Source organism: Streptococcus sp. ZY19097 (assembly GCF_040731245.1).
Taxonomy (GTDB): Bacteria; Bacillota; Bacilli; order Lactobacillales; family Streptococcaceae; genus Streptococcus; species Streptococcus orisratti.
Genome location: NZ_CP160400.1, coordinates 278270 through 294918 on the forward strand (window position 1 = coordinate 278270; position 16649 = coordinate 294918).

At 41.7% G+C, this 16649-nt stretch carries 13 protein-coding genes, 1 other RNA gene and 2 pseudogenes; 10 read left to right on the top strand and 6 right to left on the bottom strand.

The features are described 5' to 3' along the window. Positions 1 to 43: 43 nt before the first annotated feature. Both ABZ559_RS01350 and nrdI read right to left on the bottom strand, forming a co-directional pair. A complete protein-coding gene (locus tag ABZ559_RS01350; RefSeq protein WP_367006993.1) occupies positions 44 to 1078 on the bottom strand; it encodes a M42 family metallopeptidase in 1035 nt (344 codons plus the stop codon). A 127-nt stretch (positions 1079 to 1205) separates the two neighbouring features. Next, positions 1206 to 1664 carry a class Ib ribonucleoside-diphosphate reductase assembly flavoprotein NrdI gene (gene nrdI / locus ABZ559_RS01355; protein ID WP_367006995.1) on the bottom strand — a complete coding sequence of 153 codons (459 nt, stop codon included), beginning with the start codon at positions 1662 to 1664 and terminating at the stop codon, positions 1206 to 1208. A 209-nt stretch (positions 1665 to 1873) separates the two neighbouring features. Here nrdI and ABZ559_RS01360 point away from each other — a divergent pair, with 209 nt between their 5' ends. From ABZ559_RS01360 to ABZ559_RS01375, 4 genes and pseudogenes are all read left to right on the top strand, one after another. Next, positions 1874 to 4093, top strand: coding sequence for a bifunctional (p)ppGpp synthetase/guanosine-3',5'-bis(diphosphate) 3'-pyrophosphohydrolase (locus ABZ559_RS01360; protein ID WP_367006997.1), 2220 nt, complete (start codon positions 1874 to 1876; stop codon positions 4091 to 4093). A 54-nt stretch (positions 4094 to 4147) separates the two neighbouring features. Further along, the gene (gene dtd, locus ABZ559_RS01365) at positions 4148 to 4591 is read left to right on the top strand and encodes a D-aminoacyl-tRNA deacylase (RefSeq protein WP_367006999.1); all 444 of its coding nucleotides are present in this window, start codon (positions 4148 to 4150) and stop codon (positions 4589 to 4591) included. 83 nt (positions 4592 to 4674) lie between these two features. Beyond that, entirely contained in the window at positions 4675 to 6570 is a 1896-nt protein-coding gene (locus ABZ559_RS01370; protein WP_367007001.1) for a M13 family metallopeptidase, read from the top strand. A gap of 621 nt (positions 6571 to 7191) precedes the next feature. Continuing rightward, positions 7192 to 8648 (top strand): annotated as a pseudogene (locus ABZ559_RS01375) (IS1182 family transposase). Positions 8649 to 8666: 18 nt separating this feature from the next. Here the strand turns inward: ABZ559_RS01375 and ABZ559_RS01380 are convergent. The 4 genes from ABZ559_RS01380 to ABZ559_RS01395 all read right to left on the bottom strand — a co-directional run bounded on the left by ABZ559_RS01380 (position 8667) and on the right by ABZ559_RS01395 (position 12616). Next, the gene (locus ABZ559_RS01380; RefSeq protein WP_367007003.1) at positions 8667 to 9224 is read right to left on the bottom strand and encodes a DUF6630 family protein; all 558 of its coding nucleotides are present in this window, start codon (positions 9222 to 9224) and stop codon (positions 8667 to 8669) included. A 23-nt stretch (positions 9225 to 9247) separates the two neighbouring features. Next, positions 9248 to 10273 carry a S66 peptidase family protein gene (locus ABZ559_RS01385; RefSeq protein ID WP_367007005.1) on the bottom strand — a complete coding sequence of 342 codons (1026 nt, stop codon included), beginning with the start codon at positions 10271 to 10273 and terminating at the stop codon, positions 9248 to 9250. 842 nt (positions 10274 to 11115) lie between these two features. Continuing rightward, entirely contained in the window at positions 11116 to 11730 is a 615-nt protein-coding gene (gene def, locus ABZ559_RS01390; protein WP_367007007.1) for a peptide deformylase, read from the bottom strand. Positions 11731 to 11836: 106 nt separating this feature from the next. Further along, the gene (locus tag ABZ559_RS01395; RefSeq protein WP_321057399.1) at positions 11837 to 12616 is read right to left on the bottom strand and encodes a DUF975 family protein; all 780 of its coding nucleotides are present in this window, start codon (positions 12614 to 12616) and stop codon (positions 11837 to 11839) included. A 207-nt stretch (positions 12617 to 12823) separates the two neighbouring features. On the opposite strand from ABZ559_RS01395, the gene tgt reads away from it, so the two are divergent. The 6 genes and pseudogenes from tgt to ffs all read left to right on the top strand — a co-directional run bounded on the left by tgt (position 12824) and on the right by ffs (position 16594). Beyond that, positions 12824 to 13966: a tRNA guanosine(34) transglycosylase Tgt gene (tgt, locus tag ABZ559_RS01400; protein WP_018376988.1), complete on the top strand. Its 1143-nt coding sequence runs from the start codon at positions 12824 to 12826 to the stop codon at positions 13964 to 13966. A gap of 57 nt (positions 13967 to 14023) precedes the next feature. Then, positions 14024 to 14506 (top strand): annotated as a pseudogene (locus tag ABZ559_RS01405) (NUDIX domain-containing protein). Further along, positions 14500 to 15156 carry a phosphoribulokinase gene (locus ABZ559_RS01410; protein WP_367007010.1) on the top strand — a complete coding sequence of 219 codons (657 nt, stop codon included), beginning with the start codon at positions 14500 to 14502 and terminating at the stop codon, positions 15154 to 15156. Before ABZ559_RS01405 ends, ABZ559_RS01410 begins: the two are co-directional and overlap by 7 nt. A gap of 32 nt (positions 15157 to 15188) precedes the next feature. Continuing rightward, positions 15189 to 15965: an MBL fold metallo-hydrolase gene (locus ABZ559_RS01415; protein ID WP_367007012.1), complete on the top strand. Its 777-nt coding sequence runs from the start codon at positions 15189 to 15191 to the stop codon at positions 15963 to 15965. Continuing rightward, the gene (gene tadA, locus ABZ559_RS01420; protein ID WP_367007015.1) at positions 15965 to 16486 is read left to right on the top strand and encodes a tRNA adenosine(34) deaminase TadA; all 522 of its coding nucleotides are present in this window, start codon (positions 15965 to 15967) and stop codon (positions 16484 to 16486) included. Before ABZ559_RS01415 ends, tadA begins: the two co-directional genes overlap by 1 nt. Before the next feature lie 22 nt (positions 16487 to 16508). Continuing rightward, positions 16509 to 16594, top strand: an RNA gene (gene ffs / locus ABZ559_RS01425) — signal recognition particle sRNA small type. The last annotated feature ends 55 nt before the right edge of the window (positions 16595 to 16649 follow it).

A 16649-nucleotide genomic window follows, 5' to 3' on the forward strand; every position in this document is an offset into this window, starting at 1 on the left:
CTTTACTTTTTCGTGTTTTTTTATTTGTGTAATGGTTTTGAAATTAAAGAACTGTGCTTTTCAAATAGGCATCTACTAAGTTTTCTGTAGCCCGTACAGAATCAATATGGGTTCGCTCGTAAGAATGGCTTGACTCAATACCTGCACCTAACAGGGCATGTTTAACTTCAGCCCCTGCTCGCATAGCTGCCGAGGCATCGCTCCCATAGTAAGGATAGATGTCTAGTTTGTAAGGGATTTGATGTTGTTCACATAAAGCAACCATGTGCTGGCGAAGCTCATAGTGATAGGGACCAGAGCCGTCTTTGACACAGATAGAAACGGTATATTCATTAGTTGCTTGGTCGTCTCCCATGGCTCCCATATCCACAGCCAGATATTCAACTGTTTTTTCATGAAGGCTAGAATTAGCCCCGTGTCCAACTTCTTCAAAAGCTGAAAAGTAAAAATGGGTTGTGTGTGGTAGCTCAATCCCCTCATTTTTATAGGTTTTGAGGAGTTCAATGAGAATAGCTGCGCTGACTTTATCATCCAAGTGGCGAGATTTGATGAAGCCAGATTCCGTCACTACAACTCTTGGGTCAAACGAGATAAAATCTCCAACCTCAATGCCTAAAGCCCGTGTTTCATCGGCTGTATTCACTTTCTCATCTAAACGAATTTCCATATTAGTTTGATTACGTTCAGCCGTGCCAGCATCACGGTAAACATGGACAGATGTTTGGTGCATGAGAATGGTTCCTGAAATTTCTTTGCCATTTTTTGCTACATGAATGGTGCAATTTTCGCCTTCAATGGCGTTGTAGACAAATCCTCCCACTAAATCCATTTTCAGCCGACCATCAGGCTTGATGGCGCGAACCATGGCACCGAGGGTATCTAGATGGGCGGTGACAACACGGTGTCTATCATCATCTCTACCCGCTACCGAAACCAAGAGACCACCTTTTGCTGTACGAATAGGAGTGTAGCCAAAGCTTTCTAATTCATTTTGAACATAGTCCATAATGCGCGAGGTAAACCCTGTTGGTGACGGGATTTTAGCTAAAGTATTGATGTAATCAAGAGTTGTTTTCATGTTAATGTTTAGAAGCGGGCATGCTTCTCTTCCTTTCTACGGTATCAATTTTATGCTTGTTCATTATATCAAAAAAAGCCCAATAAAGGGCATTTTATATGGAAATAGTAGAGCTAATTTTAAAAGATTATCTTTTCAAGAAGTTTTTATACGTTTCTAAAATTACTGCAGACAATCGTTCAATGTCAGCTTGTGTGCCACGCAATTCAAAATCCCCAATCATAGGGAAACCAAAACGTTTGCTGTATTGTTTAGCCGTTAGGCAGTACTGATGATTAAAATTACGATTCCCAGATCCAATAATCCCAAAGCAGTTTTTGTAGTTGTCATGGGCGGCAATAAAATCTCCAAGTGGGTTGGTTAATATTTCTACATCGCCATCATCAATACCATTTCCTCCCTCAAGATAGGTAGGAAGAACAGCAAGGAAGGGTTCTTTAACAGGAAAAGTCTCATGGTTAAGCTCTTTAACGTTGATTTGGTGTATATCAATATCTTGATTGCTTTTTAAATACTCACTTAGGCGTTTGACAAAACTTTTCGTATTGCCGCTTAGACTGATAAAAACGACAGTTAAATGGGGCATTTGATTCTCCTAAAACTAGATATGGTATGATATACTAAGTTTAGCACAATATATGGTGTTGGACAAGATAAAAAAATTGGATAAATTGAGATAAAGGGTGGTTTCTAATTATCCAAAGGCGTGGAAAGAAGAAATGTGTTAACATTCTTTTATTTTTCGCTTAAAAAGTGATAAAATAAGTACATTATAAGAGCAAGTAAGGGGTCACTATGGCAAAAGAAGTCAATTTAACAGGAGATGAAGTTGTTGCATTAACCGCTAAGTATATGACAGAGGCCGATGTGGCTTTTGTTAAGAAAGCTTTGGATTATGCGATGGCAGCACATTTTTATCAGTTTAGAAAATCTGGAGAACCTTATATCATTCACCCTATTCAGGTGGCTGGGATTTTAGCTGATTTGCATTTAGATGCTGTCACGGTGGCTTGTGGTTTTCTACATGATGTCGTGGAGGATACAGAAAGCAGTCTAGAAGACATTGAAACAGATTTTGGAAAAGATGTTCGTGACATTGTAGATGGGGTGACAAAACTTGGTAAAGTTGAGTATAAATCTCACGAAGAACAGTTGGCTGAGAATCACCGTAAAATGTTGATGGCTATGTCTAAAGACATTCGAGTGATTCTTGTTAAACTGGCAGACCGCTTGCACAATATGCGTACCCTTAAGCATTTACGAAAAGACAAACAAGAGCGTATTTCACGTGAAACAATGGAAATTTATGCTCCCTTGGCTCACCGTTTGGGGATTAGCCGAATTAAGTGGGAGTTGGAGGATTTGTCTTTCCGCTATCTTAACGAAACGGAATTTTATAAGATTTCTCACATGATGACAGAAAAGCGTCGTGAGCGTGAAGCTTTGGTTGATGAAATTGTTGAAAAAATCAAAGATTATACCCAAGAGCAGGGGCTCTATGGTGACATTTATGGACGACCAAAACACATTTATTCCATTTATCGAAAGATGCGTGATAAGAAAAAACGCTTTGATCAAATTTACGATTTGATTGCTATTCGTTGTATTATGGAAACGCAGATTGATGTCTATGCCATGGTTGGTTATATTCATGAACTCTGGCATCCAATGCCTGGTCGTTTCAAAGATTATATTGCAGCACCAAAGGCTAATGGTTATCAGTCCATCCACACCACGGTATTTGGACCGAAAGGACCGATTGAAATTCAAATTCGTACCAAGGAAATGCACGCTGTCGCTGAATATGGGGTTGCTGCCCACTGGGCCTATAAAAAAGGCATGAAGGGTAAGGTTAATCAGAGCGAACAAGCACTTGGGATGAATTGGATTAAGGAATTGGTTGAATTACAAGATGCTTCCAACGGTGATGCGCAAGACTTTGTAGATTCCGTTAAGGAAGATATTTTTTCAGAACGCATCTATGTTTTTACTCCAACAGGGGCGGTCAAGGAATTGCCAAAAGACTCTGGGCCGATTGATTTTGCTTATGCTATTCATACGAAAGTAGGTGAAAAAGCAACTGGAGCAAAGGTCAATGGACGGATGGTTCCTTTGACAGCTAAACTTAAAACAGGTGATACTTGTGAAATTGTCACCAATCCTAATTCATTTGGGCCAAGCCGAGACTGGATTAAACTCGTCAAAACGAATAAAGCCCGAAATAAAATTCGTCAGTTCTTTAAAAATCAAGACAAAGAACTCTCTGTTAACAAGGGCCGCGAGCTTTTGGTGGATTATTTCCAAGAACAGGGATATGTGGCAAATAAGTACCTCGATAAAAAACACATTGAGGCCATCTTACCAAGGCTTAGTGTCCGAAGTGAAGAGGCTCTATACGCAGCGGTTGGTTTTGGAGAATTGAGCCCTGTTAGTGTTTTCAACCGTCTAACTGAGAAAGAACGGCGGGAGGAAGAACGTGCCAAAGCTAAGGCTGAGGCTGAAGAATTGATGAAGGGCGGTGAGGTTAAGCACGAGAATAAGGAAGTTCTGAAGGTTCACAGTGAGAATGGTGTTATCATTCAAGGAGCGTCTGGACTTCTCATGCGCATTGCAAAATGTTGCAATCCCGTTCCAGGAGATCCGATTGAGGGCTACATTACTAAAGGGCGTGGTGTCGCTATTCACCGGTCAGATTGTCATAATATTAAGAGCCAAGAAGGTTATGAACAACGACTCATTGAAGTTGAATGGGATGACGATAATACTCGAACTGACTATGTGGCGGAAATTGATATTTATGGACTTAACCGCTCAGGCTTGTTAAACGATGTCTTACAGGTTTTATCAAATGCGACCAAAAACATTTCGACGGTCAATGCCCAACCGACAAAAGATATGAAGTTTGCTAATATCCATGTTAGCTTTGCTATTGCCAATCTGGCTAGTTTAACGACAGTCGTTGATAAGATTAAGATTATTCCAGATGTTTACAGCGTCAAACGAACCAATGGGTAATTATAAAGACAGCGGGCTGACTTGTTTGGTCCGCTTTTTAAAGAAAGGATTAAAATGAAGATTGTTATTCAGCGTGTGACAGAGGCTTCTGTCTCCATTGAAGGGGAAATGGCTGGTGCTATCAAGCAAGGTCTTTTGCTATTAGTTGGCGTAGGGCCAGATGATACGACCGACGATATGGCTTATGCGGTTAGAAAAATCGTCAATATGCGCATCTTTTCGGATCAAGATGGAAAGATGAATTTATCAGTCCAAGATATCAAGGGGGGTATCTTGTCGGTTTCACAGTTTACACTTTTTGCGGATACAAAGAAAGGAAATCGTCCAGCTTTTACTGGGGCAGCTAAACCAGATATAGCTAGCCAGTTCTATGATGATTTCAACCAAGAATTAAGTCAGTTTGTCCCTGTAGAATGTGGCGTTTTTGGAGCGGATATGCAGGTTAGTCTCGTCAACGATGGCCCCGTGACCATTCTCCTAGACACAAAAAATCGTTAAAAATTTGAGAATGACTTTTAAAACTGCATATATTGGCTATTTTTGGTAAAATAGAAACGATTACACGGAAGAAGGAGACAATAATGACACGTTATCAAGACGATTTTTATAAGGCAGTCAACGGCAAGTGGGCTGAAACTGCGGTTATTCCAGATGATAAACCTCGTACAGGTGGTTTTTCAGACCTTGCTGATGAGATTGAAGAACTCATGCTAACAACGACCGATGGTTGGTTAGCTGGTGAAAAGCTCCCAAGCGATAGCATTTTACAAAACTTTGTCAAATTTCACAAGATGACAGCGAACTATGACAAGCGTGAAAAGGTTGGGGTTACACCAGTTTTACCGCTGATTGAAGAATATAAGAACTTGGGATCATTTGCTGAATTTGCTAGTCGTATGGCTGATTATGAGATGGCTGGAAAGCCTAATCTTTTACCATTTGGAGTGTCGCCGGATTTTATGAATGCACAGCTTAATGTCCTCTGGGCAGAAGCACCAGGTATTATCTTGCCAGACACGACTTATTATGCTGAGGATAATGAAAAAGGTAAGGAACTTCTTGCTGTATGGCGTAGTATGCAAGAAGAATTGCTACCTAAGTTTGGCTTCTCTGATGAGGAAATCAAAGATTTACTGGATAAGGTTATTGAACTGGATGCTAAGGTTGCCAAGTATGTCCTTTCGCGTGAAGAAAGTTCTGAGTATGTCAAGCTTTATCATCCATACGAATGGGTAGATTTTGTCAAATTGGCACCTGAATTACCATTGAACGACATTTTCAAGGCTATCTTGGGTGAGTTACCAGATAAAGTTATTGTGCCTGAAGAACGTTTTTGGGTAGATTTTGCAGCAGAATACTATTCTGAAGGAAATTGGGAATTGCTCAAGGCTGACTTAGTCTTGTCTGCAGCCACTTCATGGAATGCTTATTTAACTGATGAGATTCGTATTTTGTCAGGTGCTTATAATCGTGCTCTGTCAGGGACACCACAAGCGCGTGACAAGCGTAAGGCAGCTTATTATTTAGCAGAAGGACCTTACAGTCAAGCTCTTGGTCTTTGGTATGCAGGTCAAAAATTCTCGCCCGAAGCCAAGGCTGATGTTGAACATAAGGTAGCTACTATGATTGACGTCTATAAATCACGCCTTGAAACCGCTGATTGGCTTGCGCCAGCTACACGTGAAAAAGCCATTACCAAGCTAAATGTCATCACACCCCATATCGGTTATCCTGAGAAATTGCCAGAAACTTATGGCAAGAAGATTATTGATGAAAACCTCTCCTTGGTGGAAAATGCTCAGAACTTGGCAAAAATTTCTATCGCTTATGCTTGGAGCAAATGGAATAAGCCGGTTGACCGTAGCGAATGGCACATGCCAGCTCATATGGTTAATGCTTACTATGATCCACAGCAAAATCAAATTGTCTTTCCCGTAGCTATTTTACAGGCACCATTTTATAGTTTGGAACAAAGTTCATCAGCTAATTATGGTGGAATTGGGGCGGTCATTGCCCACGAAATTTCGCATGCCTTTGATACCAATGGTGCCTCTTTTGATGAAAATGGGAGCCTGAAAAATTGGTGGACTGAAGAGGACTATGCAGCTTTCAAAGAACGTACAGACAAGGTAGTGGCTCAATTTGATGGTTTGGATTCATATGGCGTCAAGGTGAATGGAAAACTCACTGTTTCTGAAAACGTGGCTGACCTCGGTGGTGTAGCCTGCGCACTTGAAGCTGCTAAGAAAGAAGCAGACTTCTCTGTTCGTGATTTCTTCATCAACTTTGCAACAATCTGGCGTATGAAGGCGCGTGATGAATTCATGCAGATGATGGCAAGTATCGACGTCCATGCCCCAGCTGAGTGGCGTACTAATGTCACAATTACCAACTTCGATGAATTCCACCAAGAATTTGGTGTTAAAGAAGGTGATGGCATGTGGCGTGCTCCAGAAAACCGCGTGATTATTTGGTAAAGCTTACTCAAATAAACAAATTTGATATCAATCAAGAGGCTGAGCAAAAAGTTCAGCCTCGCTTCTCAAAGTTCGTGTCAATATTTCATCGCAGTGGTTGATTGGGTTTAACAGTCCAGTGGACTGTTAAAGGTTGGAGATAAGGTTTGCGAAGCAAATCTCAGCAATTCGTGTTTCACACTCCAAATCTGACCTCTACGATTGATGCGAACAGAGTTCGCTTCATTTCCAACCTCAAAAGGTTCACTGAACCTTTTGAGCTGTGCGGGGGTGGGAGTAAAATAGTCCAGTGGACTATTTTAGCCCGAACCTAGATGTTTGGAAGTGAGGAGAACTCTTTTTAGACTTATTGAGTTCTTTCCTACTCCCTTGTCATTATGCGACTTTAGTCCGTCTCGCTCTGAAGGTGTGAGACAAACACCCACCCACTATACGGGTGCGCATCAACCGTTATACAAAAAATCTCCAAACTCAGTACAATAAAGGTGTTCAAACCACCCGTTTGACGGGTGGTTCAGAATGAAGACAAAGTCGTTAGAATTGTATTTCTAACGGCTTTTTCATGCGTAAAGTAATATAATAGAGATAGGAATCCAGTTAATAAGCAGAGGGAGAATCGCTATGTTACACAAAGAAAATCCAGATTACAATCGCGGTCAATTTGGTTTCTACAGTTTAGATGACCTTGTTCCTCAAGATCATCTCCTTCGTCAAATAGAGGAAGCTATTGACTTCTCCTTTATCTATGACTTAGTCGCAGATAGCTATAGCGATGAAACAGGGCGTCCTAGTCTTGACCCTGTTCTGCTCATTAAAATTCCAATCCTTCAGTGTCTCTTCGGCATTCGTTCCATGCGCCAAACCATTAAGGAAATTGAAGTGAACACTGCCTACCGTTGGTTTCTTGGTCTTCGACTGGATGATAAGGTGCCTCATTTCACTACCTACGGAAAGAACTATGTCCGTCGTTTCCAAGATAGACAGGTTATTGAAGGCATTTTCACCCATATCTTAGGGCTCTGTGTCAATGCAGGCTTCATAGATCCAACAGAAATTTTCATTGATGGTACTCATATCAAGGCTGCAGCGAATAACCGTAAATTCATCAATCGTGAAATTGAAAAGCAAGGCAAGTTTATGAGTGATCAGCTAGAGATTGAAATCAATAGGGATAGAGAAAAGCACGCAAAAAAGCCGCTAGGGCTCGCAAAAGAGCCGGAGCCCGTCGCTAAGAAAATTTCCACAACTGACCCAGAAAGTGGTTGGTTTCACAAAGGAGATCATAAAGAGGTGTTTGCCTATACAGCTCAGGTGGCTTGTGACAAGCATGGTTGGGCTCTGGCTTATAGCGTTGAGGCTGGCAATGTCCATGACAGTCAGGCCTTTCCTGCACTCTTCGCTAAACTCCAACCCTTTCAGCCTAGCTTTCTCATTGCCGATTCTGGCTATAAGACCCCAAGTATCGCTCGCTTCCTCCTAGAACAAGAGATTACTCCAGTCTTTCCGTATACACGACCGAGAGGAAAGAAGGGAAAACTGCGGTCTAAGGACTTTGTTTATGATGAATACTATGACTGTTATATCTGTCCTGAGAATCAGGTCTTAACCTATCGCACTACAACCAGAGAAGGTTATCGGGAATATAAGAGTGATCCAGCTATCTGTGCTACATGTCCACTCTTATCCATTTGTACAGAAAGCAAGAACAAGCAGAAAGTGGTAACGCGACACATTTGGAAAGAGGCTTTAGAAACCTGTGAAGAGATTCGACATCGAAAGGGCATGAAGGAGCTCTACCAGAAGCGCAAAGAAACCATTGAACGCCTCTTTGGGACAGCCAAAGAGTACCACAATCTTCGTTATACAAGAGAGAAAGGCAAGTCCAAAATGGAAGATAAAGTTGGACTGACTTTGGCGTGTTTAAATCTAAAGAAATTGGTAAAAATAAGGGCAGGGAAGCCTTTTTATATTGTACAAATACCCTCTATTTTAGTAAAAAGAGGCGATTTAAATTCTATAAACAGAAAAAGACAAACATCAATCGAGATATTTGTCTTCATTCTGAAGCACCCGTTTGACGGGTGGTTTTGATTTTCTCACATCTTTTCAGCTAAATCAAAGCGCTGTTTGATTTTTTGCCCTAGCGTCATGAGCTCTCGCAGTGTCTCACTTGGGCAGATGAACATCACATAGCTGTCGCTGTCAATGTCCATGGCTCCTACGCAAAAGCCCAGTTCGGCCCATTTGTCATCCAAGGTGTGACACCAGACAGGAATGCTGTCTTCCTCCTTGAACCAGTCAGTCTCTAAACTGAGTTGGTATCTGTCTGCCAGAATTTTGATTGACATCAGGAAGTCTGGTAAGTCTGCCTTCCAATCTAGCTCAATGATTTGCTCTCCTGCCAAAAGTTCATCTGTCAATCCCAGCCAGACGATGGTGACTTCACTATCCTGACTGTCAATGCCGCGCTTGTCATAGCGCTCAGCGTATTTATCCAAGTAGCGCTGTGGAGATGCGAAACACAGTTCTAAGTTAGAAAGAATAGTCGGGTCTTTTGTGAGCAACTCTGCTATTTTTCTATAGATCTCTTGGTCAATTCTCTTTGAACTTACCGCCTCCTGAGGTTTCTTTTTCCAAAAATCAAACAGTCCCATAGTTGTCCTCCTAGAGCCCGCCTTTAATAATCAAACCTAATCACCTGCTTGGTCGCATCCACACACGCGTGCACGCCGAAAGGTACGATGGCTCTTGGTGTCGCGTGACCAACATTGAGGTTGAAAAGGATAGGCAGGTCATCGCCGACAATTTCCAACAGGGCTTCTTTATAGTCGCTAGTATAAGTCTCGTCCATAGGTTTGCCGACCAGAAGGCCACTCACGACTTCAAAAATCCCCGTAGCCTTTAAGGCTTGTAGCATTTGTCGGTACAAGGCTGGCGCTGGTTTTTCCTCGCTAGTTTCTAGCAGCAGAATTTTCCCTTCCCAGTCAGATAAGCTAGGAAAGAGTTGGTACTGCTCACAGAGAGTGGTAGTGTCCTCATATCTAGAATTGTCAAAAATATCATAGAGTGACTCCAAGCAGCCGCCCAAAATTTCGCCCTCAAATTGAGCTGCTCCTTGCAGAAGTTCAAAGTCACTATTAGTATGGCTGATGCGCGGTGTTCCCAGAGCCTTCTCACTAAAGTCAGTGCGTTCCTCATACCAGACCTCACTTGGTCTAATTTCTGAAATTTTCCCTGTCTCAATCAGCTCTTTAAAGTAGTGCAGGCTGTAAGGCAGCATTTCTGTGTCCAACTCACAAACATCTGCCAGAAAAGATTGACCGTAAAAGGTTTTGACTCCCAGCTTGTGCAACATGAGGTGGTTCATGGTTGTATCTGAAAAACCAAGGAATATTTTTTGCTTGACCGCCTGTTTCAGCTGGTCGTTGTCAAAAAGGTAAGGCAACAAGCGATAAGTGTCATCCCCGCCAATCGCACACAAAATCATGTCAATGCTGTCATCCGCAAAAGCCGCAATCAAATCTTGCGCCCGCGCTTCAGGGTGTTCCTTAACATAGTCTAGCCCCTTTTGTGCATGCGGTAGAAAAGTGATCTCCAATCCCAAGTCCTTCAACCGCTGCACACCTAAGTCCACCTCGTGCTTAACAAACTCCTCACCAATGATACCACTGGATAGACTCACAATCCCAACAGTTTTAATCATAGCAAAACCTCCATTCTTCTAATTGATACAGTTAATAATTTCGAAAATCAAAATCAGACGTTGTTCACTTGATTTGATAAGTGTTAAGTTCCAGTGAATTTTAACCACCTGTCAGCTGAAAGCTAGAGAGTAGCAGGGCTTATTCTATATACTAATGATACGAACTAGGTTTCCCTATCTCCAATTTAACGGTCTCCCCCAGACTGTTGAAATTAGTCTATCTTGATTTTCATTGAGTATAACATAAGGTTAAGAGTTTAGGCAAATGATAATAAAAATGTTTTTTTGCTTGTCTTTTATGACCTCACTTTCTACTTCCTCAACTCCAAGTATAGATTACATATGCTGTGATGTAAGGATGCAAAATAATTCTAAAGCTAGTAGTAGTTAGATACCCCACTATGGCGACTGCCTTTAGTATTTTTATACTCAATGAAAATCAAAAGTAGCCTAGGAAACGAAGCCGACGATAGAACTTGAGTTCATCAAGGCAAGTTGACAACGGATAATTTTGATTTTCGAAGAGTATTAGCAGTAAAGTTATTGTCACGCCTCGGATTAAAAGACAAGATCATAAGTTTCTCAGTTAAAATCAAAACGAAAGGACGTTGGTTGCTCAACGTCCTCTCTAGGAGATTTATGAAAAAGAAAAGTTTTTACGATAGCCGTTGTAGCTTTGGCTACTTACGGATATCTATGCAAGGTTGTCCCAAGAGTTAGCTTTGCAAAATCGTAACGATTGGCTGACAATCACTGCTAGGAGTCCTATTGCTAGGATGGTTATAGTATAGCTGAGCTAACTTAACTGAGACTTAACGTTTTCTTATAGAAAACTTAATTGCTTACTCAATAATTAGCATGCCTTCTTTGATGGCAAATGGATTTTTCTCATTGATACGGTCGTAGAACATGATGCCATTGGTATGGTCAATTTCGTGTTGGACAACGATGGAATTGTAGCCTTTAAGTTTGATTTTATGTTTATCTCCGTTTTTGTCGAAATATTCAACAGTAACACGGGAATGACGAACGACATACCCTTCGACCAGACGGTCAACGGAGAGGCACCCTTCGCCATCAGCTAGCGCAGCATCTTGCACAGAGTGGGCAACCACTTTAGGATTATACATGACTTCTTGGAGACTATAGGCCTCTTTAGGTGGATTGCCTTCCTCATCTTCAGGGTTTGGTACAAGGACAGCAATAATGCGTTTTGAAATGTCCAGTTGTGGAGCTGCCAAGCCAACACCGCCACGCAATCCCATTTTTTCAGCCATAACAGGATTTTGGGAGTTTTTTAAGAATTGCATCATTTTTTCACCGAGAATGATGTCCTCGTCAGATAAGGGGAAAGTTACATCAGCAGCCACAGCGCGTAATGTTGGGTTTCCTTCCCGAATAATATCATCCATGTCAATTAGATGACTGGGTTTAATCAGTTTACTTTGTACAGACATAATAACCTTCTTTCATTCTATTCATATACCCTAATCATATCACAAATCAGAGTTGAAGGAAAGCGAAGGAATCCTCAGTCTGAGGATAAAATAACAAATGAGACTGTCATTTACTGTCGTCTTTTTCTAACTGTAAACGATGTTCGTAAAAAAGAACATGAGCTGTTGTTGTATAAGGTAGAACGTAAAAATTGAGCAAGCCCAGAGTTAGACCAGACAAGATATGCCAACCGATAAAGCTGATTTCTAGACAGAAAAGTTTCCAGCGATATCCTTTCATTAAGCGGTGACTTTCAGCCAAAAGCTTAACGGCACCAGGATAATTGCCCTCCAATAAATGATCGTAAAGTAGGTAGTCGGCTAGAGTATAACTATACTGTTTTACAATAACAAGAAAGAGTCCAAGAAGGTAAAGTAGCCCACCCAGAACAATCAGGGCAAGGGAAAAAGAATCCATATGATTAGAATTTAGAACGACTGAATGACTACCTAGCTGGATTAAATAATCTCCCAACCTCCAAGTCAGAGACCACGGAAGAAGATAAAGCCAACGTAGCATTAAGGTGGCCAGCAGTTTCCAGAAAATCTCGCTAGAAAAGGTAAGATTGCTGTCGGAAAAACTAACTTGTCGCTGCCTTCCTCGGATAACCTCCAAGACAGTGTAGCCCGCAGACAAGCTAAAGAGGGTCACAAGTAAGCTAATAAGTAAAGGGAAAATACGGGCACTGACTGAGATGCTAGTTCCTTCTATATTGAGCAAGGTTTCACGTAAAGTCAGATAGATTGAAAAAATTGATAGAAAGCTAGGCAGAAAAAAGAGTGCATACTTGCCAGACAGACTTTTTAACAGGTTTCGAGCTTGTTCACGGAATTGATAAGCGCGCATGTGTTCTCCTTAGTCGAAAATATATAGGAACATTATATCACATTCGGGATAAGCTAATGACATTCAGCTTATTTTTTGGTAAAATCAAAAAGGTTAACAACCTGAGATTGGGACAAAAAGTGACAGATAGTTTTTTATGTTGCCCCTCTTAAGGCGGATCAAGAACTCAGGACTGTTTTTCCTGAAGTATAAGGAGTTATATCACAAATGTCAGATTATCCGATTAAGTATCGCTTAATTAAAAAAGAAAAACACACAGGGGCTCGTCTAGGGGAAATCATTACCCCACACGGGACCTTCCCAACACCCATGTTTATGCCGGTGGGGACTCAAGCAACTGTCAAAACACAGTCACCCGAAGAACTCAAAGAAATGGGATCAGGGATTATTCTATCAAACACTTATCACCTTTGGTTGCGTCCAGGTGATGAGCTCATTGCACGTGCAGGAGGCTTGCACAAATTCATGAATTGGGATCAAGCCATTCTGACAGATAGTGGTGGTTTTCAAGTGTATTCTCTAGCAGATAGCCGCAATATTACCGAAGAAGGGGTGACTTTCAAGAACCATCTTAACGGTGCTAAAATGTTTTTATCACCAGAGAAGGCTATTTCCATTCAAAATAATCTAGGATCAGACATCATGATGTCTTTTGATGAATGTCCACAGTTTTACCAGCCTTATGATTATGTAAAAAAATCCATCGAACGCACTAGTCGTTGGGCTGAACGAGGACTCAGAGCTCACCGTCGTCCGAATGATCAAGGCCTTTTTGGGATTGTGCAGGGAGCTGGTTTTGAAGACTTGCGTCGCCAGTCGGCTCAAGATTTGGTCGGGCTGGATTTTCCAGGTTACTCTATCGGTGGCTTAGCTGTTGGAGAAAGCCACGAGGAAATGAATGCTGTGCTGGATTTCACGGTGCCGATGCTACCAGAAAACAAACCTCGTTATCTTATGGGGGTTGGTGCTCCTGATAGCTTGATTGATGGGGTTATCCGTGGTGTCGATATGTTTGACTGTGTTCTTCCAACACGTATTGCTAGGAATGGAACCTGCATGACTTCACAAGGACGTTTGGTGGTTAAAAATGCCCAATTTGCAGAAGACTTTACCCCACTTGACCACGATTGTGATTGCTACACTTGTCAAAACTATACACGGGCTTACATCCGTCATCTGCTCAAGGCGGATGAAACCTTTGGCCTACGCTTGACTAGCTACCACAATCTGTATTTCTTAGTAAATCTCATGAAAAAAGTTCGGCAAGCCATCTTGGATGACAATTTACTTGAATTTCGTGAAGATTTTGTTGAACGTTATGGCTACAACAGTAACAAACGTAATTTTTAAAATGTGGAGCAGTCGTAGTGTCGGCTGCTTTTCTATATTGGTGATGATGAGGAGAAGATGGTTCAGGCTTATATTTCCTACATTCGTTCTAAGATGGGTCATGACAAGATATTCCTGGTTTTTACAGTAGGCATTTAGTAGATGAAAAAGGACGTGTTTTGTCGCAGAAACGTGCTGATAAGGGAATTTTGGACTTTATTGGTGGTTGTATGGAACTTGGCGAAAGTTCGAGAGATACATTTGTTCGTGAATTTCGTGGGGAGTCTGGGATAGAGATTGAATCTTTATGCCTTCTCAATGTTTATACGAATTTTGAGTATTCCTATCCTAACGGAGATATTGCTCAAACCATTGGGCTTGCTGATGAAGTCAAAGCTTTGAGAGACTACGATATGAGCTATTTTCACAACGAGGAGACTTTGGAGCTTGGCTATTTTTCAGGAAGAAGTAGCGAAATTACCTGTTGTAAATGCTCAGCATCAGTTCATTTTAGATAAGTTTTTTGCTCAAAAATTTAGATTGGGGGGTGTTAAATGTTAAGAGAAAATTTACTGCAAGCTCTTGTGGCCTATCTTTCAGATGGCAAGCATCACTGTATTCGTATTTATGGACATGGGGCTTCTGGAAAATCCAGATTTGCTATGGATTTGTATCATCTCTTGGAACAAAGTCAGGTTAATCTGTTGGAAACAGATCCTTATATTATCTCAGGGGAATATCGTAATTTGGTAACTGTTAAAGATTGCCCAGACCAGAAGGTGACGGCTTGTCTTCCTTTGGCTCATGAACTTAGTAGCCTGAAACGTGATATTATAGCCTTATCTTCGGGGATGGATATTCTCACCATTGATGAACCTTGGGCACCCAGTCAACGCTTGTCAGGACAAAAACCGATTTTACTAATTGAAGGGATGTCAGCAGCTTTTTTATCAGAGCATTTATTTGATTTGTCTATCTGCTTTTATACAGACGATGAAACTGAGTTGGCACGGCGTTTGGCACGTGATACCAGTATCAGAAAACGTCATCCTGAATGGATTAAAGTAACTCATAAGGCACGTCGAAAGCAGTATGAAAATTACTATAAACCTTATCAGGCAGCAGCTGATCTACTTATTTGCCAGTCAGGCGACGATTTTATCCTTGAAAAGCAGTCTTCACTTCCTGATGAATTAGGAAATTTGTTATAATAAAAACAGAAAAATCAAAAGAAGGTGTTTATATGAAACTAACAACATTAGGCTGTTGGGGAGCCTATCCCTATCAAGATGAGGGGACAACTTCCTATCTGCTGACAGGCAAGGATGGCTTTCAGCTTTTGATTGATGCAGGAAGCCGCGCCCTTAATGAACTCGAAAAAGAAATCAGTCCTCTGGAATTGGATGCGGTCATTATTTCCCACTATCATCCCGATCATGTAGCCGACCTTGGTGTCTTGCGTCATTATTTTCAACTTTATCCCAAACATCTCTGGGAGCCTAAGGTTCTGCCGATTTATGGACATGATGAAGACCCTTATGAATTCAGCAAACTGACTCTTGAGGGGGTGTCGCAAGGTCTTGCGTATGATGTTAGTCAAGGTCAGCAAATTGGTCCCTTTGACATTACTTTTGTGAAAACAGTTCACCCAGTGCCCTGCTATGCTTTTCGTATCGTTGAGCGTGCGACAGGACAGGTCTTTGTTTTCACAGGTGATACGGGTTATTTTGATGGCTTGGATGAATTTGCCGCAGGCGCTGACCTCTTTTTAGCAGATGTCTATCTTTATGAAGGAAATGAAAATCATATTGCTCATTTGACTACTAAGGAAGCTGGGGAAATCGCTAGCGCAGCCAAAGTAAAACGTCTGGTCTTGACCCATATGCCACCAGTACCGCCAGCAGGTATTGCTCCAGACAATCATCTGGAAGTCTTAAGAAGCCAAACGGAAGTTTACTCAGGCGGTATTCCTGTGGAATTGGCTTCCCCCCATAAATCATGGGAAATTGGTGACTGCTGATGGCAGACTTCACTCAGGAAGAAAAAGAATTTTTCATGACAGAAGCTCTGAAAGAAGCTCAAATTTCCCTGCAAAAAGAAGAGATTCCCATCGGTTGTGTTATTGTTAAGGATGGTCAGATTATCGGCCGCGGGCATAATGCGCGTGAGGAACTGAATCAGGCGATTATGCATGCTGAGATCATGGCCATTAATGAAGCTAATATTGCAGAAGGGAATTGGCGCTTGCTGGATGCGACGCTTTTTGTCACCATCGAGCCCTGTGTGATGTGCAGCGGTGCTATTGGATTAGCTCGCATCCCTCAAGTCATTTACGGTGCAGCCAATCAAAAATTTGGTGGAGCGGGCAGCCTCTATGATATCCTCACTGACGAACGGCTTAACCACCGTGTGCTTGTGGAGCAAGGTGTACTTGAAGAAGATTGCGCAGCTATTATGCAAACTTTCTTCCGCCAGAGCCGCAAACGAAAAAAACTGGCCAAACAAGCAGCGAAAGAAGAGTCAATCTCTCCGCTTGCATAATGAGCAAATTGTGTTATAATGTTTTATGGAGCAACGTTCGTGCGTGAAGTGGGTCAGGGGAGGAATCCAGCAGCCCTAAGCGATGTCGAGCGTGTGCTCTTTTTCTTTTTCAGAAAATATGTCACTTATTTCGGAAAATATATGTCATATTTTTTTGCGAATT